A 21941-nucleotide genomic window follows, 5' to 3' on the forward strand; every position below is an offset into this window, starting at 1 on the left:
CCCAGGACGATACCGGCCGGTAAAATCCAGCGAGTTCCCAGGAGACTATCCAGGCTCCACCCTATCAAACCCAGGGCGATGATTCCCGCCAGCAGATACTGGAGCAGGGCACGCCGCCCCGAGGACGGTGGAGAGAAGGCAGCAGGGCCGGACGCGCGCTGATTCTTAGGCAAGTCCGCCTCCTTCAGGGGTTGTGTCGGCAGCGTCATTGAAGATCAGGTGACGTGTCCGGGAAAAGGCCCGGATTTCGGCAACCTGCCAGAGGACCACGGCACCGACTGCGGTCAGGGCAAACCATTCACGGTGCAGCCAAACAGGCGTTCCGAGCCCGAAAAGAATGACGGCGAACCCCACGACCTTAATCGCATAGGTCACCACGAACATTCCAATCGCACCGGACGGATTACTGCGTCCTACGACATGGCCGACCAAAAGGCTGATTCCGAAGAATGCGGCAATAAGGAACCAGCCCGAAAGGGCACTCGCCGCAGCGCCGGCACCGGTGCTGAGAGCGGCCACAACGGCCGCGAGGACCGCTGCGCCACCGGTAACGGCAAGGGCTGTCCTGAGGATCCCCAGCCAGGGGGCCTTCGTGGGCCCGGAGGGGGTCAGGTACCCGCCGGAGCGGGAACCATCTGCGGATCTCATGGCGGAGTCAGTCTTCCTTGCTGGGCCTTCGGGCGTGCGGTGATAAAAGAGCGGCCATCTTAGAGCCGTCAAAGACGCGGGCTACCGCGACCCTTGAATTCTACAGTACATAGAAGTCGCTCCCTGCAGGCCTGCGTTTCCCGCCTAGGCCACGGGACGGCGGGCAAAGAGGCGCGGCGAGGAGAGATAGAAAGCCAGCACTGCAACGGCAAAGAGGACTCCGGCCACCGTCGCCCCGGCACCGGCTCCGGCAGTGAGCAGCCCGGTGGCTCCGACGGCGAGGGTGCAGCCGGTCACGACCAGGGAAACCTGCACATGGCTAAGTCCCGCGTCGGTCAGCCGCTGGTACACGTGCTGGCGGTGCGCGGTGTACCACCGCTCGCCCCGGCGGACACGGCGCAGCAGCGTGGAGAAGGTGTCCACAAGATAAACAAGGATCGGGAACAGGAGGTATTCCACGTAAACGCCGGCCAGGAACGCGGCGACGGCAATGCCTGCAATGGAGGAACCCAGCAGGTAACTGCCCACATCCCCGAGGAAAACCTGTCCCCTCCCGAGGTTCCATGGCAGGAACGCGGCGAACGCCGCGGCCACCACCGCCCCGGTCACAGTCAGCCAGACATGGTCCGAAAGCACTCCGCTGACGGAGTACAGGGCTCCCACCACAAGGCCGTGCAGGCCGGAGATCCCGTTGATGCCGTCCATGAAATTGGCAACATTAATGTAGGCGGCAATGGCGAGTCCGCCCACGGGAACCCACCACCAGCTCTGTTCCATGGTCCAGGCCAGGCCTGCCGTTCCGGCCAGGCCGATGGCCAGCTGGGTTGCCGCCCGGGTCCGGACTGAAACACCGCGCCAGTCCTCAATCCAGCCCAGCAGCGAGGCAGCGCCGATCACGGCAATCAGGATGGCAAGCACCGAACGGTCCACGGCAACAAGTCCCGTGGCCAAGGCCAGCAGGAGACCGGCCAGCACACCGGCGGCAGTCGTTACGCCTACCCCCCGGATGACGGCCTTGGTGTGGGAGGACCGCTCGTTCGGGATGTCCAGGACACCCAGCCGGCGCAGCACCGGGATGAAGACGAAGGGCAGCAGCAGGCTGATCAGGAAGGCCGCTGCAGCGCAGATGGCCAGCAGCATCAGCCGGTCCGCCGTTCGCTGTAGGGCTCGCCGGGATCGTTGGCGGCGTCGCCGGCCGTGCCTGGGCCGCGGGTACCCGGCATGCGCACAATCTCACCGGCGTCGGTGACGGCTCCGTCCGTGGGCACGCTGGCGGGTTCGATTCCGCAGCGCCGCAGCCAGTCGGCCAGGTCCAGGTCATCGGGATCCAGGACGGCAACCCCCGCGTGGGAGATTTTCGGATGAAGGGGACGTGAATCCGTTTCACCTGAGCCGACGAGGATCTCGTGCAGCTTTTCGCCCTGGCGCAGTCCGGTGAAGACAATCTCGATGTCCTTGCCGGACATCGCGATCATGCGGCGGGCGACGTCGAGGATCTTCACGGGCTCGCCCATATCCAGGATCATCACCTCTCCCCCGCGGCCGATCGCACCGGCCTGGATGACCAGCTGGCAGGCCTCCGGGATGGTCATGAAGAAGCGGGTGACCTCGGGATCGGTCACGGTCACCGGTCCGCCCTGGCGGATCTGTTCGCTGAAGAGCGGGAGCATGGAGCCGCGGCTGCCTATCACGTTGCCGAACCGGACGGAGACATACTGTTCCCCGGTGGCGCGGGCCATCCATGCGGTCAGCTTCTCCGCCACGCGCTTGGAATGGCCAAGGACGGTGGTGGGGTTGGCGGCCTTGTCGGTGGAGATGTTCACGAAGTGCCGGACATTCGCCTTGCGGGCGGCGGCCAGGACATTCGCGGTGCCGATGACGTTGGTTTTCCAGGCTTCCTGCGGGTACTGCTCCAGCAGTGAGACGTGCTTCAGCGCTGCGGCGTGGAAAACGACGTCGGGACGGCGTTCACGGAAGATGCGTTCCAGCGCTTCCGGGTCGCGGATGTCCGCCAGCACCGTGTCCGGGCCGTCGAGCAGGCCGCGGCCCGTAATGGAGAGCTGGGTCAGCTGCAGGCCGGTCTCGTCCCGGTCCACCATGATCAGCTCGCCTGGAGAGAAAGCCGTGATCTGGCGGCACAGCTCGGAACCGATGGAGCCGCCGGCACCGGTGACGAGTACCTTCTTCCCGGAAAGGTAACCCGCTACCTCGTCCACGTGGATGTCCACGGGCCGGCGTCCAATGAGGTCTTCGACAGCGACGTCGCGGAAGTCGGCCAGCCCTGCGCCGTCGCCCGTGGCGAGCATGTCCTTGAGCGGAGGAAGGACAAGCACCCGCAGGTCCAGGCCTTCGGCGAGGTCGGTGATTTCGCGCACCTGGCGGGCTTCGATTTGGGCGATGGCCACGATGAGCACGGTGGCGCGGGTGCGGTGCACCAGTTCGGGCAGGTCCACGAGTTTGCCGATAACGGGAACCGTCGCCAGCCGCAGGTGCTTCTTGGCCGGATCGTCGTCGACCAGGCCCACAGGGTAGTACGGGGACTCCGGATCCTTCATCATCCGGGACACAAGGGAACCGCCCAGGAAACCGGCACCGTAGACGAGGGTGCGCTGCGCTTCCTCACCCGGCCGTGCCCGGCTCTCCACATACATCCGCTTGACGTAGCGGATGGCTGCCATAAACAGGCAGGCGAACGGGAAAGCGATCATGCCGGTGCTGCGCGGGATGTCGATCACGAGGCCGAACAATGCGCTGGCCAGCACCAGGATCGCGGAGACAATAAGGGTCACCACGGCCAGCAGGCGCATTTCGTGGAAACTGCCGAAGCTGTAGCGGCCGCGGTAGAGGGCGAACGAATAGCCCACTATCAGCTGCGTAAGGACCGCCACACCGCAGAAGACGGCAAGCCCGGCCGGGTTGATCTGCTCAACGGTGAGTTCATACCGCAGCACCAGCGCAAGGCAGATGGACACGATCCAGGCCAGGGAGTCCAGCATGTACTGCGACCAGAGCCACAGGACAGGCTTTTCCTCTCTGGGAAGGCTGCTGTTGTCCGTAGGTTTTTGCCTCATGGTCCTCAACGGGTAGGTACCCGGCTCTCTTCTCGGTGATGCAAAGAACAAGTGGAAGAATCCGGTGTAATAGACTGGAATCTACTCAGCATACTAACTGCACACCCTCTTCCGTTTCGGTTTAGGCCGATCCACCGGGGTGCCCGAAAGGACCATCTTGCCGGACTCTGTGGCCGTAGCAGCAGTAACCTTCGACCGTCCCGACGACGTCAAGACGCTCCTGGAGGCCCTGGCAGCGCAGAGCACGAACATTACGTCCGTGGCGCTCGTCGATTCCGGCAAGAGCCCGGTTCAGGATATCGCTGAAAACTCGTCGGCACCGGTCAATTACATTCGGTCCAACACGAATCTCGGCGGTGCCGGTGGATTCTCGCTGGCAATTCTTTCCGCAATGGCCACCGGCGCCGACTGGATCTGGATCATGGACGACGACGCCCATCCCGAAGATCCGGAATGCGCGGCCACCCTGTTGGCGGCTGCCAAGGAACGTGGGCTCGACGTCGTCCTGCCCCTCGTGGTGGCACCCGGCGCGCCGGACACCCTGTCATTCCACTTCCGCCTCGACGGGAAGCTGACCCACGACCGGGCCGAGGTTGCCGCCCGTGGTTTCCTGCCCAATGTGGGGCACTTCTTCAACGGGGCCCTGATCCGGGCCGACGTGTTCTACCGCGTGGGCCTGCCGGACCTTCGGCTGTTCATCCGCGGCGATGAAACCGACTTCATGATCCGGCTGCGGCGCGCCGGAATCGAGTTCGGCACCGTAACCACGGCAGCTTTGACGCATCCCGCCGCGTGGGCCGAGGTCCAGCCCGTGCTCGGGGACCGCCTGCATGTCCTGGTCCCGGAAACACCGTTCAAACAGTTCTACTTCTACCGCAACCGCGGACACCTGACCCGCCGCTACGGACGGGTGAAATCGTTCGTGGCCGACGCCGTGGGCTACCCGCTGCACTTTGCCAGGACCCGGGATCCCAAGGGCCTGCGGAACTGGCTGCGCGCATACACCGCCGGCATGAGCGGGCGCCGCTTCGGGCCGCCGTCGGACTTCGGGTTCTAACGTGACTGCGTCCGGGGTGCCGACCGAAGCCGCGCTGACCATTGTCATCACCACCTTTAACCGCTCCGGTTACCTCTCCGGGCTGCTGGAGAGCATTAAGGCGCTCGACCCTGCCCCTGCGGCGGTGGTCGTGGTGGACAACGCCAGCACCGACGGAACTCCGCAGATCCTCGAAGCAGCCCGGTCCGGTTTCCCGGTCCCGCTGACGGTCCGGCGGCTGGAGGACAATACCGGCGGGGCCGGCGGCTTTGCCGCCGGGATCGAGACCGCACTGGCCTCCGGCGCACAGTGGCTGTGGCTGATGGACGACGACGTCGAGGTCCTCCCGGGTGCCGTAGCCGCGCTGCGTAAGTGGACCGGCAGTTATGAGTGCATCCACGGCCGGCGGTACGACGACGAAGGCGCACCGTTTTTCTGGCAGCACCGTTTTGTCCCCTTCCTGGGCGTTCATCTGCCGGTGCGGGGCAACGTCTTCCGGGATTCCCCAGTCTTCTCCACCAATGTGGGCTGCTTCGAGGGAATGCTGATCAGTGCGGACCAGGTCCGCCGGATCGGGCTGCCGGATGCCCGCTACTTCATCAACGGCGACGATGTCATCTACGGCTGGCTCGCCTCACTGGACCGGCCGGTGGCGTACGTCAACGACTTTGTGCTTCGGAAGGTCCGCGCGCAGCGGCAGATCGACCTCGGCATCCGGCACCTGAACGACTCCAGCGATCTCGGCCGCTTCACCGCGATGCGCAACCGCGGCCACACCGCCCGGTACCTGCAGGTCCACGGCCGCTATCACCGGTACGGATTTGCCCTGGGCACCGTCCTCACGGCGGGCAAGGAACTGCTCCGGCTGGTTGCTGTGGAGCGTACCCTGCACGGTGCCGGCCGGCTCTGGGCCGGTTGGCGGGGCGCCCGGCGCATCCTCCGCGACCGGACCTGGTCACCGGTGTCCCCGCTGGCCGTGCCGGAGCAGCCGGCGCAGCCGGAGAACGGCAAGCCACAGCAATCTCCCCGAAAGCAGCAGGTTTGAGTATCCCTTCCGCCCCGTCGTCTTCCGCAGACTCCATCTCCTCCCCCGACGCTGCTGCCGGTTCCGCCGCGCCGGTGTGGGTGGTCCTCGGAGCCTCCGGCTTCATCGGTTCGGCCATCCACTCGGCCCTGTCAGCGCGCGGCATCAGCGTTCGCCCGGTTCCAGCCCCGCGCCTACGGGCAGAGGGCACCGACGCCGCCGCCGTGCTCCACCAGGCGGCCGACGCCGAACGGAACCTGTTGGCGGAGGCCTTCGCCGGTGCGGAAGTAGTCATCAACGCTGCGGGTCTGGCCACGCCGGGAGCAACTGACTCCCCCGAACTCCGCGGCGCGAATTCCCTGCTGCCGCTGGTGGCCGCGGATGCTGCGGATGCCGCCGGCGTCCGCAGGTTCGTGCACCTGAGCAGCGCAGCGGTGCAGGGCCACCGGCCGTTCCTGGACGAAAGCCCGCACGTGGAGCCCTTCTCGGCATACTCACGGTCCAAGGCCCTCGGGGAACAGGTCCTTTCCACCCGGAAGGGCGGCTCCGGCAGCGTTGTCACCGTGCGGGCCACATCGGTTCAGGGTCCGGAGCGTGCGACGACGGCGAAACTGGCCCGGCTCGCTGCCTCGCCGCTGGCGTCCGTGGCTGCACCGGGAACCGCGCCGAGCCCGGTCAGTTCAGTGGATTCCCTGGTTGACTTCGTGCTGCGGGTGGCGTCGCACCAGGGACCGGTGCCGGCCGTAGTGCTGCAGCCCTGGGAGCAGGCTTCGGTCTCCTCCGTGCTTGAGGCCGCCGGCGGCCGGCGTCCGGCGCACCTGCCTGCCTGGTTCTGCCGGCTGGCACTGCGTGCCGGCTACGCGGTCTCCTCGCTGGCAGGGGAACGGCTCCACGGGCCGCTGCGCCGGGTCGAACTGATGTGGTTCGGCCAACGCCAGGAGCCGGGATGGGCGGAATTGACGGGCAACGTCCCCGAAGCCCGCGTCCAGGACGTCCTGGCGGCGTCCCGCGGCTGACCCGGGCCTGAACTGACCCCGCCCGGGGCCGGGTCCGCCGCAGGCCTAGTCTTTGCTGGGACTAGTCCTTGCCGGGCCTAGTCTTTGGCCAGGGAAGGTGCGGTGCCGGCGCCGGCGGCAGGGGGTTCTTCCCCAATATCCAGGATCCCCGGAACCGCTTCACGCAGGGCGTCGATGCTGACCGCACCCCGGCGGACCACACGCATTGGCGCGCTGGTGGCATCCACAATGGTGGAGGGCACGCCGTCGCTCCCGGCGACGGGCCGGTGCCCGGCCTCCAGATAGACCTCGACGGATTCCCCCAGCTGCCCGCGTGCCTGCGCCGCGGTCTGCCCGGCCGGGGAACCCGTCCGGTTAGCCGAGGATACGGCCAGCGGTCCCGTGACCCCCAGCAGATCCAAGGCAACACTGTCATCCGGCATCCGCAGTGCAACGGTTCCCAGGGTGTCCCCCAGGTCCCAGCTCAGGGACGGCTGCGCATGGAAAATCAAGGTCAGTCCGCCCGGCCAGAAGGTACGGGCCAGAATGCGGGCATCCTCGGAGATATCCATGGCCAGGCCGTCCATGGTCTGTACCCGTGGGATCAGCACGGGCGGGGGCATGCTCCGGCCGCGTCCCTTGGCGGCGAGCAGGGTAGCCACGCCCTGCGGCGAAAAGGCATCGGCGCCGATCCCATAGACGGTGTCCGTGGGCAGCACAACACACGCCTTCGCGGCTATTGCCCGCTGGGCCGCCGCCAGGCCCGCGCTGAGTTCCTCGGGGTTACTGCAGTCATAACTGGTGCTCACGGCAATATTCCTTCACTAGTGGATGCTGCCATTGGTCCGGTACGCCGGACAGCCGACGTGGCGCGGGGGCGGTCATTCAGGTCCCGGTGGGAGAGGACGTCGGTCCAGGCGGGGTCGGCAGCCAGCAGCCGGGCAATCGCCGGGGCCTGCACTTCGGCGTGTTCCATCACGAAGTACCCGCCCGGCACCAGCAGGCGTGCTGCGGACCGGGCCGCGGCCATCGGTAGTTCCAGCCCGTCCGCTCCCCCGCCGTACAGGGCCATGGCCGGATCATGCCCGGCGGCTTCGGGTTCGTTCGGGACCGCTTCGGCGGGGATATACGGCGGATTGGACACCACGACGTCGAAGCTGGCGTTATGCTCCGCCAGTGCGGTCCTCAGGTCGTCCAGGACCAGCTGGACACCCAGCGGGGCCAGGTTCCGTTCCGCCCAGGCGAAGGCCAGGGGGCTCAGCTCCACGGCGTACACCTCGGCTGCGGGGACCTCGGAAGCCACCGCTGCGGCAATGGCACCGGACCCGGTGCCCAGATCCACGACCTTTGCCGGGCCGGCCCGGCGTGCTGCATCAATAGCCAGCTGCGCCACCGTTTCGGTTTCCGGCCGCGGCACGAAAACACCGGGGCCCACAGCCAGCTCGAGGTAGCGGAAATGTGCTTTGCCGGTCAGGTGCTGCAGCGGTACGCGTGCTGCGCGCTCGGCCACGAGCGCGTTGTATCCCTCCGGCGCCGGAGCATCGGTGAAGGCCAGGGCCCGGATCCGGCCGGTGCTCTCTCCCAGGAGGTGCGCGGCCAGCAGCTCGGCGTCGACGCGCGGCGAAGGAACTCCGGCTGCGGCAAGTTCCGCCGTCGCCCGCCGCAGCGCCTCGGCCAGGGTGGCCCCGTTGCCCGGTTCCACGCCCGTGGCGGTATTAGCTTTCGTCACCGATGGCGTCCAGACGGGCCTGTTCGTCCATTTCGATGGCGGCCTGCACCACTGCCTCAAGCTCGCCGTTCAGGACGGTATCCAGGTTGTAGGCCTTGTAGCCGGTGCGGTGGTCCACAATCCGGTTTTCCGGGTAGTTGTAGGTCCGGATGCGCTCCGAGCGGTCCATCGTGCGGATCTGCGACTTGCGGATGTCGGAGTTCGCGGCGTCGATCTTCTCCTGCTCGTGTGCCAGGATGCGTGAGCGCAGCACACGCATGGCCGCTTCACGGTTCTGCAGCTGGGACTTTTCGTTCTGCATGGCCACCACGATGCCGGTGGGCAGGTGGGTGATGCGTACGGCGGAGTCGGTGGTGTTCACAGACTGTCCACCCGGGCCCGAGGAACGGTAGACGTCGATCTTCAGGTCATTCTGGCTGATCGCGACTTCTTCCGGCTCATCGACTTCGGGCAGGACCAGCACGCCGGCCGCGGAGGTATGGATCCGGCCCTGCGACTCGGTGACGGGAACGCGCTGGACGCGGTGCACGCCGCCCTCGTACTTCAGGCGGGCGTAGACGCCTTCAGCCGGATCGTTGGAGTTGCCCTTGATCGCCATGGCAACGTCCTTGTAGCCGCCCAGGTCCGATTCCGTGGCGGAGATGATTTCCGTACGCCAGCCGCGGTGCTCGGCGTAGCGGGTGTACATACGCAGCAGGTCGCCGGCGAACAGTGCAGCTTCGTCGCCGCCTTCGCCGCCCTTGACCTCGATGATGACGTCGCGGCCGTCGTTGGGGTCGCGCGGAATCAGCAGGCGGCGCAGCTTCTCCTGCGCCTCGTCCAGCTGCTCCTTGAGTACGGGAACCTCAGCGGCGAATTCGGGATCCTCGTCCGCCATTTCGGCGGCGGCGGCGAGGTCATCCTCGAGTCCGTGCCAGCGGTTGTAGGCGTCCACAATCCGGCTCAGTTCGGCGTAGCGCCGCCCCAGCCGGCGGGCCAGGCCCTGGTCCGCGTGCACTGCCGGGTCGGACAGGCGCAGCTGAAGCTCAGCGTGCTCATCCAACAGGCCCTGAATGGACTCAAACATGTTTTAGATTCCTCTTTCGGCTGTGATTACCACAAGCAGTTTATCGGTTCATCTCCGCCCCGCTGTCCGGGGCGTTAACGCACGAGCCGCCCAGGCCCCCTGCCCGCCGGATCGGCGGGAGGGAGCATGAGCGGCTCGTAGGGCAGCTAGTTGTCCTTGGTGCCCAGGGTGGTCTGCTGAACCTGCATCAGGAACTCGACGTTGGACTGCGTCTCCCGGATCTTGCCGGTGAGCAGTTCCAGTGCCTGCTGGGTATCCAGGCCGGAAAGGACCCGGCGCAGCTTCCACATGATCTTGACTTCATCCGGGGAGAGCAGGTTCTCTTCTCGGCGGGTGCCCGACGCGTTGACATCCACGGCCGGGAAGATGCGCTTGTCCGCAAGGTTGCGGGACAGGCGCAGTTCCATGTTGCCGGTGCCCTTGAATTCCTCGAAGATGACCTCGTCCATCTTGGATCCGGTCTCCACCAGGGCCGTAGCCAGGATGGTCAGCGAGCCGCCGTTTTCGATGTTGCGGGCGGCACCGAAGAAGCGCTTCGGCGGGTACAGTGCGGACGAATCCACACCACCGGAGAGGATACGGCCCGACGCCGGAGCGGCCAGGTTGTAGGCACGGCCCAGGCGGGTCATGGAGTCAAGCAGCACCACGACGTCGTTGCCCATTTCCACCAGGCGCTTGGCGCGCTCGATGGCGAGTTCGGCAACGGTGGTGTGGTCATCGGCGGGGCGGTCGAAGGTGGAGGCGATGACCTCACCCTTAACCGTGCGCTGCATGTCCGTGACTTCCTCGGGACGTTCGTCCACGAGGACCATCATGAGGTGGACCTCAGGATTGTTGATCGTGATCGCGTTGGCAATGGCCTGCAGGATCAGGGTCTTGCCGGCCTTCGGCGGGGAAACGATCAGGCCGCGCTGGCCCTTGCCGATCGGAGCCACGAGGTCGATGACACGCGGGCCGATCACCTTGGCGTTGGTCTCCAGGCGCAGACGCTCGGAGGGGTACAGCGGGACCAGCTTGGAGAACTCCACGCGGTCCTTGTTGTCCTCGGCCTGCTTGCCGTTGACGGACGTGAGGCGGACCAGTGCGTTGAACTTCTGGCGCTGGTTGCCGCCCTGGTTCTCACCTTCGCGGGGTGCACGGATTGCGCCGACGACGGCGTCACCCTTGCGCAGGTTGTACTTCTTCACCTGGGCCAGGGAAACGTAGACATCGTTCGGGCCCGGCAGGTAGCCGGAGGTCCGGACGAAGGCGTAGTTTTCCAGGACGTCGAGGATGCCCGCTACGGGCAGCAGGACGTCGTCCTCGGTGACCTCGACGTCGTCGACCTCGGGGTTCTGGTTGCGGTTGCGGCGGCGCTCGTTGCGGTCGCGGAAACGGTCGTTCCGGTCTCCGCGGTCGTTGCGGTCGTTACGGTCGCTGCGGTTACGGTTGCGGCGGTTACGCCCGCGTCCGTTCTCTTCATTGTCATCGCGGTTGTCGCGGTCACGGTTGTTGTCGCGGTCGCGGTTGTTCTCGCGGCTGCCGCCGTTGTCGCGGTCGCGGTTGTTCTCGCGGCTGCCGCCGTTGTCGCGGTTGCTGTCGCGGTCGCGGTTGTTCTCGCGGTTGCTGTCGCGGTCGCGGTTGTTCTCACGGCTGCCGCCGTTGTCGCGGTTGTTCTCACGGTTGCCGTTGTCGCGGTCGGAGCGGTTACGGCGCTCACGGCGTTCGCCGCGCTCGTCGTCGCCCTGGGTGCGGTTCTCAGCACCGTTAGCCGAAGCGCCGTTGCCGGCAGCTGCGTTGTTGGCAGCACCGTTGTTGGCAGCACCGTTGGCGGAAGCAGCGTTGCCTGCGCTCTCTGCGGGGGCTTCGGCCTGGGCGTTGGTGTCCGTGCCGTTGGAATCGCTGCGGCGGTTGCGGCTGCGGCGGTTGCCGCGCTCACGCTGGCCCTCTTCGCGGCCGTTCTCTTCGCGTGCTTCGCGGTTCCGGGCCGGAGCCTCGGTGTTTTCCGCGGCGGCGGGAGCCGGTGACTCAGCAGCGGCAGTCTCTGCCGGGGCGGAGGTAACGACGCCGTCACTCGCTGCGCGCCGGTTGCGGTTACGGGTACGCGTCGGGCGGGTCGTTTCTGCATCGGCGGACTGTTCCGCCGGGGCTGCAGAAGCCTTCTGGGGGGCACCCTTGGCTGCGTCGTCGCCGGAACCACGGACGGGACGGTCGGCTACGGCGCCGCCGCGCTGGTGGTTGGAGATAGCCGTAACCAGGTCTCCCTTGCGCATCCGGGAGCCACCGGTGATGCCGAGCTGTCCGGCAAGCGCCTGGAGCTGCGCGAGCTTAAGGCCTGCAAGGCCTGTGCTCTTGGATGTGTTCTCGCCGGTCGAACCGGCGGATGCTGAATCCACGCCTGCAGTCAGGCTGGTGGTATCTGTCACGAAGGATCCTTCCCCCTCGTCGGGCGGTTCGGCGCAATGCCGGCCGCGGTGATTGGCCCTGGTCCCAAAAATCAGACATTGGGTCAGGGTCCGCCTACTGCCGGCCCGGTGGCCGGAGAGGCGAATCTACTGGGTGCCTTGTTAAGAAGAATCCACGCGGGGTTTGGTCAGCTTCGCTGCCGAACACGCGGCATTCAGGTGGGACACGCCGCTTCTTGGCGGTTCCGTTTGAAGGCTACACCGGAGACTGCGCCTCCGCTGGTGGGCGATTGAATCAACGGAAATCACCGCGAGAGGGGTGTAGTCACACCTGACGGCGGCAAAGTGTTTTCAACGAAAGCCCGGGGCGGCCCTGAAAGGACGGCTACCTGCGGGAGCACAGGAACGGAAAATTACCGCTGGTGCACTTCCACTCTAGCACCATCTCGCTCTACGCCAAGCCGTAGAACACGCCAATTTGCGCCGGTTCCTGCCGCGTTCAGGTGCCCGGTCATGGCCTGCTCCGCTTCCAGCGCTGCAGCGTCTCCGTTGGCGAGGCACATAACCGTAGGGCCCGCCCCGGAAATCACCGCAGCAAACCCGTCTGTTCGCAGAGACTGGAGCAGCCGGGCGCTGGGCAGCATGGCCGGTGCCCGGAAGTCCTGGTGCAGTCCGTCCCACGTGCCTTCGAGCAGCAGGGTTGGATCCACGGTCAAGGCGTGGATCAGCAGTGCGGCCCGCCCGGCATTGGCGGCTGCGGTCCGGTGCGCCACGGTGGCCGGCAGCAGTCCGCGCGCGCTTTCGGTGGACAGCTCGACGGACGGAACGGCAACTACGGGTACGACGTCGGGGTGCACGGCGGCGCGCGTGGAGCGGAAGACGCCGTCGGTCTCCCATGAAATCGCTAGATCGCCGGCCAGCGCGGGAGCCACGTTATCCGGGTGACCCTCGAGTGCCGAGCAGCTGTGCAGGAGGCCTGCGGCGTCAAGCCGCGCGTCCGCAGGCAGCAGCGCGTTGGCTGCCAGCACGCCGGAGACGATTGCCGACGCAGACGACCCCAGTCCGCGACCATGCGGAATGGCGTTTTCGGCGCTCAGGTGCAGTCCCTGGGCCCGGTAGCCCGCGGCCTCCAGGGTGGAGAGCAGGGTGCGGACCACCAGGTGGGAGGAATCCAGCGGAACATTTCCGGCACCCTCCCCCGCGACCTCCACGAAGATGCCCTCATCCTCGGACGTCCGCACCCGCACCGTGTCATAGAGCGTCAGCGCAAGGCCCAGGGAATCAAATCCCGGGCCCAGGTTGGCGCTGGTCGCGGGCACAGCCACGCTCACGTCCTGCCCCGGTGCAAGGACCCGGGAAACGGTACGGGAGTCGGACCGCGGCCCGCCCGGCAGATCCACCTGCATTGCCTGCCCCTACTTGTCGGATCCGGCGGGCTGCGCCGCTTCCAGGCCCAGCGCTGCAGCCACGCTGACGACGTCGAAGTCCACCTTGGTGGGTTCGACGTCGGAGCCGTCGGCGGTGCGCAGCGCCCACTGCGGGTCCTTGAGTCCGTGCCCGGTGACCGTAATGACGATGGTTTTACCGGTCGGGACTTCCCCGGCGGCGTGCTTCTTGAGCAGCCCGGCCACGCCTGCGGCGGAGGCAGGTTCCACGAACACGCCTTCCCGGGAGGACAGCCAGCGGTGTGCGTCAAGGATTTCGGTGTCCGTCACGGCCTCGATGAGTCCGCCGGACTCGTCACGGGCGGCAATGGCCTGGTCCCAGGACGCCGGATTGCCGATCCGGATGGCGGTGGCGATGGTGTCGGGGTCGGTGACCGGGTGCCCCTTCACCAGCGGCGACGCGCCCTCGGCCTGGAAGCCCCACATGTGCGGGGTCTTGGTGGCCACCGGGGCCAGCTCCTCGCCGGCCACGTTGGTCCAGGGCTTCGCGTATTCGGAATAGCCCTTCCAGTACGCGGTGATGTTTCCGGCGTTGCCGACGGGCAGCAGATGGTAGTCCGGGGCGTCGCCGAGGTAGTCCACCACTTCAAAGGATGCGGTTTTCTGCCCCTCGATGCGCGCCGGGTTCACGGAGTTCACGAGGAACACCGGGTAGGCCTCGGCAAGCTTGCGGGCCACCTCGAGGCAGTTGTCGAAGTTTCCGCGGACCTGGAGCAGCTGGGCGCCGTGGGCAATCGCCTGGCTGAGCTTGCCCATGGAGATCTTGCCGTCCGGCACCAGCACGGCGCAGGTGATGCCCGCCTGCGTGGCGTAGGCGGCGGCGGAGGCACTGGTGTTGCCGGTGGACGCGCAGACCACGGCCTTGGCCCCGGATTCCACGGCGGCTGTCATGGCCATGGTCATGCCCCGGTCCTTGAAGGAGCCGGTGGGGTTCATACCTTCGACCTTGAGATAGACCTCGGAGCCGGTCAGCTCGGACAGTGCCTTGGCACGGACCAGCGGCGTGCCGCCTTCACCGAGGGTAATGACCTCGGTGCTGTCGGTGACCGGGAGACGGTCGGCGTACTCGCGGATAACGCCGCGCCATTGGTGAGCCACGGCTCAGACTCCTTCTACCCGCAGGACGGATTGGACTGAATTGATGACGTCGAGGCCCTTGATGGCCTCGACGGTGGCCGTCAGGGCGGCCTCGGGGGCACGGTGGGTCACGAAGCGCAGCTCGGCGCTGGCTCCGGCCCCGTGGATGGTCTGGCGCATGGTTTCGATGGAGACGCCGTGCTCGGAGAACACACGGGCAACAGCGGCCAGCACGCCGGGCTGGTCGGCCACGTCCAGGCCGATGGAGTAGCTGGTGGTGACCTGTTCCAGCGGCAGGGCCGGCAGGGAGCCGGTTGGCCGGCCGCCCGGAACCGGGCCGCCCAGCACCAGCCGGCGGGCGGCGGTCACGACGTCGCCCATCACGGCGGACGCGGTGGGTGCGCCGCCGGCGCCCTGGCCGTAGAACATCAGTTCGCCGGCGTTCTCGGCCTCGACGAAGACGGCGTTGAAGGCACCGTGCACGGCGGCCAGGGGATGCCGGCGCGGCAGCAGGGTGGGATGCACCCGTACGCTGACGCCCTCGGTTCCATCAGCGTCCGGGAATTTCTCCGCGATGGCCAGCAGCTTGATCACGAAGCCCGCGTCCTGTGCGGCTTTGATGTCTTCGGCCGTGACGGAGCTGATGCCTTCGCAGGAAACCGCCGAGAGGTCGAACCCGGTGTGGAACGCCAGGGACGCGAGGATGGCGCCCTTGGCTGCGGCGTCGTGGCCTTCCACGTCGGCCGTGGGGTCCGCTTCGGCGTAACCGAGGCGCTGGGCCTCGGCAAGGGCGTCCGCAAACTGGGCACCGGTCGAATCCATGGCATCGAGGATGTAGTTGGTGGTGCCGTTGACGATGCCCATGACCTTGGTGATCCGGTCCCCGGCCAGGCTGTCCCGGATGGGGCGCAGGATCGGGATGGCACCGGCCACGGCTGCCTCGTAGGACAGCTGGACGCCGGCGGCGTCGGCCTTCTCGTAAAGCGCTGCGCCGTCTGCGGCGAGCAGGGCCTTGTTACCGGTGACCACGGCCGCGCCCGAACCGAGGGCGTGCAGGATCAGGCTGCGGGCCGGTTCGATGCCGCCCATCAGCTCGATCACGATGTCCGCACCCTCCACGAGGGCTTCGGCGTCGGTGGTGAACAGTTCCCGCGGCAGGTCCACGTCGCGGGGTGCGTCGAGGTTGCGCACCGCGATGCCGGCCAGCTCCAGCCGGGCGCCGAGGCGGGCGGTGAGGTCGTCTGCGTCGTCGAGGAGGATCCGGGCGACCTGCGAACCCACGTTTCCGCATCCCAACAGGGCTACTTTCAGGGTCTTCATGTGCTGTGCCAACTCCTTGCAGAGGTTAGGAAACGTCGCGTGCCAACAGGTCGTCTTCGGTTTCGCCGCGGACTATCAGCCGTGCGGCTCCGTCCCGCACGGCGACAACGGGCGGGCGGGCCAGGTAGTTGTAGTTGCTGGACAGGACCCAGCAGTAGGCGCCCGTTCCGGGGACGGCCAGCAGATCCGAAGCGGTAACGTCACCGGGAAGGTAGGCGTCCCTCACCACTATGTCGCCGCTTTCGCAGTGTTTGCCAACGACGCGCGAAATAACCGCGTCATCTTCGGACGTACGCGAGGCCAAAACCGCCGAGTAGTCGGCCCCGTACAGCACGGGCCGGGCGTTGTCGCTCATGCCGCCGTCCACGCTGACGTAGCGCCGCGGCGAGGTGCCGCCGTCGGGTGTGTCCACCCTGACCGTCTTGGTGGTGCCGGCGCGGTAGAGCGTAAAGGTGCTCGGGCCCACGATGGCACGTCCGGGTTCGATGGAGATCCGCGGCACGGCAAGGCCCAGCTCGGTACAGGTGCTGCCGACGACGGCGGCCATCGCGTTGGCGATTTCGGCAGGCGGGCGCGGGGCGTCGGCTTCGGTGTACGCGATGCCGTAGCCGCCGCCGAGGTCCAGTTCGGCCAGTTCGACGCCGTAGGACTGCTTCACTTCGGCCAGGAAACCGAGCAGCCGCCGGGCCGCCAGTTCAAAGCCCGCGGACTCGAAGATCTGCGAGCCGATGTGGCAGTGCACGCCCACCAGGTTCACGCCGTCGTGCTTGAGTGCCTTCTCCACGGCGGCCATGGCCGGGGAAACGCCGTCCAGGTCCGGATCGGGCAGCATCGAGAGGCCGAATTTCTGGTCCTCATGCGCTGTGGCGATGAACTCGTGCGTGGAGGCGTGCACACCCGGGGTCAGCCGCAGCATCACGTTGGCGCGTTCCCCCCGGGAGGACGCGAGGTCCCCCAGCAGTTCAAGCTCTCCGAGGCTGTCCACCACGATCCGGCCCAGCTCCATGTCCAGGGCGCGGGTCATTTCGGCGAGGGACTTGTTGTTGCCGTGCAGTCCGAGCTGGCTGCCGTGCAGGCCGGCGCGCCGGGCCACTGCCAGCTCTCCGCCGGAGCAGGTGTCCAGCCGCAGCCCCTCGGAGGAGACCCAGCGGGCCACCTCGGTGCAGAGGAAGGACTTGCCGGCGTAGTAGACGTCCACTCCCCCGCACAAGCCCGCAAAGGCGGCGTCGAAGGAGTCCTTGAAGTCGCGGGCACGTGCCCGGAAATCCGCCTCGGACATCACGAACACCGGGGTGCCGAATTCCTCGGCAATCCGGGACACGGGGATGCCGGAGATTTCCAGTTCCCCGCCGGCGCCGCGCGCCACGTCCTGCGCCCACATCTGAGGACGCAGGGCATTGGTGTCCTCGGGATGGCTCAGCCACTGCGGAGCCAGGGGTGAAGCGGTCATCATTTACATCCGTTCGGGTGCGGAAACTCCCAGGAGGCCCAGGCCGTTGGCCAGGACCTGGCGTGCGGCAAGGTTCAGCCACAGGCGGGTGCGGTTGGTGTCGGTGATTTCCTCATCGCCCTGGGGTGCGATGCGGCAGGCGTCGTACCAGCGGTGGTACGTGCCGGCGATGACCTCCAGGTGGCGGGCCACGCGGTGCGGTTCGCGGAAGGCGCTGGCCTGCGCGACGATGCCGGGGTACTGCCCCAGTGCTGCCAGCAGTGCGCTTTCGGTGGGGTGGACCAGCAGCGAGGCGTCGAACACGGAATCGTCGACGCCGGCCGCCTCGGCGTTGCGGGCCAGGGCGTAGGTGCGGGCATGGGCGTACTGGACATAGAACACGGGGTTCTCGTTGCTGCGCTTGGTCAGCAGGTCCAGGTCAACGTCGATGTTGGAATCGGCGGAGAAGCGGGCCAGCGTGTAGCGCGCGGCGTCCACGCCTACGGCATCGACGAGGTCTTCGAGGGTGACCACCGTGCCGGCACGCTTGGACATACGCACGGGCTTGCCGTCCTTGACCAGGTTCACCATCTGGCCGATCAGCACCTCCACGCACTCCGGGTCGTGGCCCAGGGCTGCGGCGGCGGCCTTCAGGCGGGCGACGTAGCCGTGGTGGTCAGCGCCGAGCATGTAGACGTTCAGGTCGAAGCCGCGTTCGCGCTTGTTGTGGATGTAGGCAATGTCGCCGGCGATGTAGGCGGCGTTGCCGTCCGACTTGATGACCACGCGGTCCTTGTCGTCGCCGAACTCGGTGGAGTTCAGCCACCAGGCGCCGTCCTTCTCGTACAGGTTCTCGGAGCCCTTGAGCTGCTCCAGCAGCTTGGCGACCTGGCCGTTTTCGTGCAGCGAATCCTCGTGGAAGAAAACGTCGAAGTCCACGCCGAAGTTGTGCAGGGATTCCTTGATGTCACCGAACATGAAGTCGACGCCCACGGCGCGGAAGCGTTCCTGCGCCTCGGCGTCGGGCAGCTCGGTGATGTTCGGCTCGGCGGCCAGGACGCGGTTGGCGATGTCGACGATGTATTCGCCGGCGTAGCCGTCTTCCGGAGCAGGCTCGCCCTTGGCCGAGGCGAGCAGGGAGCGGGCGAAGCGGTCAATCTGCGCGCCGTGGTCATTGAAGTAGTACTCGCGGGTGACCTCCGCACCCTGGGACTGGAAGACCCGGGCGAGGGCATCGCCGACGGCGGCCCAGCGGGTGCCGCCGAGGTGGATGGGGCCGGTGGGGTTGGCGGAGACGAACTCCAGGTTGATCCGGGTGCCCTTGAGGATTTCCGAGGTGCCGTAGGCGGGTCCGGCGTCAACGATCGTCTTGACGAGTTCTCCGGCGGCACCGGCGTCGAGGGTGATGTTCAGGAAGCCCGGGCCGGCAATGTCGACCTTCGCAACGCCGGCAATCTTTTCCAGCCGGCCCTTGAGGATCTCGGCGAACTGGCGGGGGTTCATACCGGCCTGCTTGGAGAGCTGCAGGGCAATGTTGGTGGCCCAGTCACCGTGGTCCCGGTTCTTCGGACGCTCCACGCGCACCTCCCCGGGCAGCTCGACGCTGAAGTCACCGGCAGCGATGGCGTCTTGGAGGCAGGCAGTTACGGCGGAGGAAAGTTCTTCAGGAGTCACCGGTTAAGCATAGCGGGGTGCGGCACGGGTCCCGTTGTCTATGACAGGCCTTACGCTTGCGGACACCACGGCGGCATTAATGATGCGATGTAATGAATAGGGTGCCGCCCTGTCCCGCGCGGAGGCCATACCCCTGAACCCCCAGCACCAAGGAGAACCGTGAACCGAGCGAGCAAGTCCCTGCTGTGTGCCGCTGCCGGCCTGTCCCTGCTGTCCGCCGCCGGCTGTGCCGCAGGCGAAGACACCGCCGACGCCGGGCAGGCCCCGGCAGAGTCCCCCACAGCATCCCCCAGCACTTCCGGCACCGCCAGCGCCTCGGGCTCGGCGTCCGAAAGCTACGCCGACGGTGAGTACTCCGGCACCGGCAGCTACATCCCGCCGTCGGGCACATCCGAGGACGTGGACGTGACCCTGACGCTTGAAGGCGGCGTGGTCACGGAGCTGGAGGTGGAGACCTCGCAGAAGAATCCGACCTCCAAGCAGTACCAGCGGGAGTTCACCTCCGGCGTCAAGGAGCAGGTGGTCGGCAAGAGCCTGGACGAGCTGGACGTGGACAAGGTCGCCGGATCTTCCCTGACCAGCGAAGGTTTCAACCGGGCACTGGACGCCGTCCGGTCCGTAGCTGCCTCCTAGGAAACACTGTGCACACCCTGGACTTTGAGGCGATCGGTACGCAGTGGCAGCTGACCACTGCCGCGCCCCTGAGCCCGGGAACGGGCGGTGCCGTCACGGAACTGGTTGAAAGCTACGACCGGACCTGGTCACGGTTCCGGTCCGATTCCACCGTGGCACGGATGGCCGAGACGGCGGGCCGCTTCGAGCTGCCTGCCTCGGCCGCCCCTCTGCTGAGGCTCTTCGACACGCTGCAGCAACTCACCGGCGGGGCAGTCAATCCGTTGGTTGGGCGCTCGCTGGAGGTCCTGGGGTACGACGCCGCCTACACCTTCCAGAGGTCCGGCCCGTCCGCACCTGCCGCAGCCTGGGACGACACCGTGTCCTGGACTGCCGACGGCCGCGGCACGACGCTGACTACCTCCGCGCCGGTGACCTTCGACATCGGTGCTGCCGGAAAAGGCCAGCTGGTGGACCTGGTCTGCGCAGTATTGGACGAGGCAGGCCACCGGGAGTATGTGGTGGATGCCGGCTCTGACCTTCGCCATTCCGGGGGCACTCCCCTGCGGGTGGCCCTGGAGCATCCGTACGATGCCACCCGGGCGATTGGCGTACTGACACTCGCCGACCGGGCGCTTTGTGCCTCTGCGGTCAACCGCCGGCAGTGGGGCGACGGCCTGCACCACGTCCTCGATGCCCGCACCGGGTCGCCGGTGGACGCAGTGGCTGCAACCTGGACGCTGGCTCCGGACGCCATGACTGCGGACGGGTTGGCGACGGCACTGTTCTTCACCGGGCCGGAGGAACTGTCCCGGTCATTCACGTTCGACTATGTCCGGATGTTCACCGACGGCCGGGCCGACTATTCCCCTGCAATGGCTGGAGTCCTATTCCCATGAGTGTTTCCGCCCCCGCCGCGCCGCGCCGCACCCTGAACACCGTCCTGGGACGCTGGACCATGTACCGGTTCACCGTGTGGCTGCTGCTTGCGATTGCGGCCTGGTCCTTTGTCCTGTCCTTTGCGGGAGTGCTCTTCTACACTCCTGCCGAGCTGGGTGCGACGGCGGCGACTGCGGTGGCTTCCACCCTGATCACCAGCCGTGTCGCCGGGCTGCTGCTGCGCACCCGTCCCCAGACGGACTCCTCGCTGATCACCGGACTGCTGCTGTTTTTCCTCTTCTGGCCCAGCACCGAGGGTGCACAGTTGGCGACCGTTGCCTTGGCTGGAGCAGTGGCGACGGCGTCGAAATATCTGCTGGTCTTCCGGCGCCGGCACATTTTCAATCCTGCTGCGGTGGGGGCATTCGTGGTGGCCGTGACCGGGCTGGGTGGTGCAGTCTGGTGGGTTGCAACTCCCGGGATGCTCGTCGTCGTCCTTCCTGCAGCCCTGCTGGGGCTGTACCGGAACCGGCTGCTGCCAATGGCCGGGGTTTTTGCCTTCACTGCGGCGGCTGTTGTCCTGGCGCGCTTCGTGACGGCCGGTGAATCCGTCCCGGATGCCCTCACTACCATCGTCCTGTCCTATCCGGTGGTGTTCCTGGCCGGATTCATGCTTACCGAACCGCTGACGCTGCCTCCGCTGCGCGTGCAGAGGCTCGTGGAGGCCGCCGTCGTCGGCGTTCTCTTCGCTGTGCCGCTCTCCCTGGGCCCCGTGATGATGTCCCCGGAGCTGGCGCTGCTGGCAGGCAACGCGCTTGCGTTTGCGATGGGCCAGCGCGGAGCTGTCCGGCTGCGGCTGCGCGAAACCCGGGACCTGACGCCGACGTCCCGTGAGCTGGTGTTTGAACCCTCCCGTCCTGTCCGTTTCCGTGCCGGACAGTATCTGGAGCTGGCCGTGCCGCACTTTGAACCCGATTCGCGGGGTTCGCGGCGGATTTTCAGTATCACCACTGCGCCTTCGGAACCCGGCACAGTGGCTGTGGGGCTGCGGGTGGCTGAACCGGGCAGCAGCTTCAAAACGGCACTGCTTCGGCTGCGGCCTGGTGCGGAGATCGGTGCCACTACCGTTGCCGGAGATTTCCTTCTGCCGCGGGATGCGCGGACACCGATGCTGATGATTGCGTCAGGCATTGGCATCACTCCGTTTATCAGCCAGCTGCGGGAGGTCCGCGGCGAGGAGCGGGACATTGTGCTGGTGTACGCGGCATCCTCCGCTGATGAGCTCGCTTATGCCGCGGAGCTTCAGGAGCTGGACGTCCGGGTGCTCGTCTGTATGCCTTCCGATCCCGGCATTCCGGGCTGGACCTGGCTGGGGCCTGGGCTGCCTGATTCCGATGTTCTACGCGAAAAGGTTCCCGACGTTGGAGACCGTGCGGTTTACGTTTCCGGCTCTCCGCAGGCTGTTGCTGCAGCCCGGAAGGCAGTGCGGGGTGCCGGCGGACGACGGATCCGTACGGACCCGTTCCTGGGGTACTAGGGGCGGCGGCAGGCG

Annotated in this window: 18 protein-coding genes; 6 read left to right on the forward strand and 12 right to left on the reverse strand. The window is 66.9% G+C overall.

The annotated features are described in order from the left end of the window. Positions 1-165: 165 nt before the first annotated feature. The 3 genes from QNO03_RS04565 to QNO03_RS04575 form a co-directional block, all read right to left on the reverse strand. Positions 166-648, reverse strand: a complete 483-nt coding sequence (locus tag QNO03_RS04565) for a hypothetical protein (RefSeq protein WP_289602164.1) — start codon at positions 646-648, stop codon at positions 166-168. A 144-nt stretch (positions 649-792) separates the two neighbouring features. Next, the gene (locus QNO03_RS04570; RefSeq protein ID WP_289602166.1) at positions 793-1788 is read right to left on the reverse strand and encodes an MraY family glycosyltransferase; all 996 of its coding nucleotides are present in this window, start codon (positions 1786-1788) and stop codon (positions 793-795) included. After that, positions 1788-3719 carry a polysaccharide biosynthesis protein gene (locus tag QNO03_RS04575; RefSeq protein WP_289602167.1) on the reverse strand — a complete coding sequence of 644 codons (1932 nt, stop codon included), beginning with the start codon at positions 3717-3719 and terminating at the stop codon, positions 1788-1790. Before QNO03_RS04575 ends, QNO03_RS04570 begins: the two co-directional genes overlap by 1 nt. 157 nt (positions 3720-3876) lie before the next feature. Here QNO03_RS04575 and QNO03_RS04580 point away from each other — a divergent pair, with 157 nt between their 5' ends. From QNO03_RS04580 to QNO03_RS04590, 3 genes are read left to right on the forward strand one after another with little or no spacing between them, the layout of a single operon-like run. Continuing rightward, on the forward strand, positions 3877-4776 hold the full coding sequence (locus tag QNO03_RS04580; RefSeq protein ID WP_289602169.1) for a glycosyltransferase: 900 nt from the start codon (positions 3877-3879) through the stop codon (positions 4774-4776). A 1-nt stretch (position 4777) separates the two neighbouring features. After that, on the forward strand, positions 4778-5800 hold the full coding sequence (locus QNO03_RS04585) for a glycosyltransferase (protein ID WP_289602170.1): 1023 nt from the start codon (positions 4778-4780) through the stop codon (positions 5798-5800). Then, the gene (locus QNO03_RS04590) at positions 5797-6795 is read left to right on the forward strand and encodes an NAD-dependent epimerase/dehydratase family protein (RefSeq protein ID WP_289602172.1); all 999 of its coding nucleotides are present in this window, start codon (positions 5797-5799) and stop codon (positions 6793-6795) included. Before QNO03_RS04585 ends, QNO03_RS04590 begins: the two co-directional genes overlap by 4 nt. Positions 6796-6872: 77 nt before the next feature. Here QNO03_RS04590 and QNO03_RS04595 read toward each other — a convergent pair whose 3' ends face one another. The 9 genes from QNO03_RS04595 to argS all read right to left on the reverse strand — a co-directional run bounded on the left by QNO03_RS04595 (position 6873) and on the right by argS (position 18898). Further along, positions 6873-7583 carry an L-threonylcarbamoyladenylate synthase gene (locus QNO03_RS04595; protein WP_289602174.1) on the reverse strand — a complete coding sequence of 237 codons (711 nt, stop codon included), beginning with the start codon at positions 7581-7583 and terminating at the stop codon, positions 6873-6875. Further along, on the reverse strand, positions 7580-8503 hold the full coding sequence (gene prmC, locus QNO03_RS04600; RefSeq protein WP_502874543.1) for a peptide chain release factor N(5)-glutamine methyltransferase: 924 nt from the start codon (positions 8501-8503) through the stop codon (positions 7580-7582). The genes QNO03_RS04595 and prmC overlap by 4 nt, the downstream gene beginning before the upstream one ends. Then, entirely contained in the window at positions 8490-9569 is a 1080-nt protein-coding gene (prfA, locus tag QNO03_RS04605; RefSeq protein WP_229950666.1) for a peptide chain release factor 1, read from the reverse strand. The genes prmC and prfA overlap by 14 nt, the downstream gene beginning before the upstream one ends. A 146-nt stretch (positions 9570-9715) precedes the next feature. Next, positions 9716-11974, reverse strand: a complete 2259-nt coding sequence (gene rho / locus QNO03_RS04610) for a transcription termination factor Rho (RefSeq protein WP_289602176.1) — start codon at positions 11972-11974, stop codon at positions 9716-9718. A gap of 392 nt (positions 11975-12366) precedes the next feature. Continuing rightward, positions 12367-13359, reverse strand: coding sequence for a homoserine kinase (gene thrB, locus QNO03_RS04615; protein ID WP_289602177.1), 993 nt, complete (start codon positions 13357-13359; stop codon positions 12367-12369). A gap of 9 nt (positions 13360-13368) precedes the next feature. After that, positions 13369-14496 (reverse strand): threonine synthase, encoded by a 1128-nt coding sequence (thrC, locus tag QNO03_RS04620; protein WP_289602178.1) that lies wholly within the window; start codon positions 14494-14496, stop codon positions 13369-13371. A gap of 3 nt (positions 14497-14499) precedes the next feature. Then, positions 14500-15795 carry a homoserine dehydrogenase gene (locus QNO03_RS04625; protein WP_289602179.1) on the reverse strand — a complete coding sequence of 432 codons (1296 nt, stop codon included), beginning with the start codon at positions 15793-15795 and terminating at the stop codon, positions 14500-14502. Between the two features lie 25 nt (positions 15796-15820). After that, positions 15821-17245, reverse strand: coding sequence for a diaminopimelate decarboxylase (lysA, locus tag QNO03_RS04630; RefSeq protein WP_229950652.1), 1425 nt, complete (start codon positions 17243-17245; stop codon positions 15821-15823). 3 nt (positions 17246-17248) lie between these two features. Then, positions 17249-18898 (reverse strand): arginine--tRNA ligase, encoded by a 1650-nt coding sequence (argS, locus tag QNO03_RS04635; RefSeq protein WP_289602182.1) that lies wholly within the window; start codon positions 18896-18898, stop codon positions 17249-17251. A gap of 159 nt (positions 18899-19057) precedes the next feature. On the opposite strand from argS, the gene QNO03_RS04640 reads away from it, so the two are divergent. The 3 genes from QNO03_RS04640 to QNO03_RS04650 are packed head-to-tail and all read left to right on the forward strand — an operon-like array spanning position 19058 to position 21926. Further along, positions 19058-19531, forward strand: coding sequence for an FMN-binding protein (locus tag QNO03_RS04640; protein ID WP_289602183.1), 474 nt, complete (start codon positions 19058-19060; stop codon positions 19529-19531). Positions 19532-19539: 8 nt separating this feature from the next. Next, the gene (locus QNO03_RS04645) at positions 19540-20409 is read left to right on the forward strand and encodes an FAD:protein FMN transferase (protein WP_289602184.1); all 870 of its coding nucleotides are present in this window, start codon (positions 19540-19542) and stop codon (positions 20407-20409) included. Continuing rightward, positions 20406-21926 carry an FAD-dependent oxidoreductase gene (locus tag QNO03_RS04650; protein WP_289602187.1) on the forward strand — a complete coding sequence of 507 codons (1521 nt, stop codon included), beginning with the start codon at positions 20406-20408 and terminating at the stop codon, positions 21924-21926. Before QNO03_RS04645 ends, QNO03_RS04650 begins: the two co-directional genes overlap by 4 nt. Positions 21927-21941 lie beyond the last annotated feature (15 nt).

The sequence above is a fragment of the Arthrobacter sp. zg-Y877 genome (assembly GCF_030373105.1).
GTDB lineage: Bacteria > Actinomycetota > Actinomycetes > Actinomycetales > Micrococcaceae > Arthrobacter_B.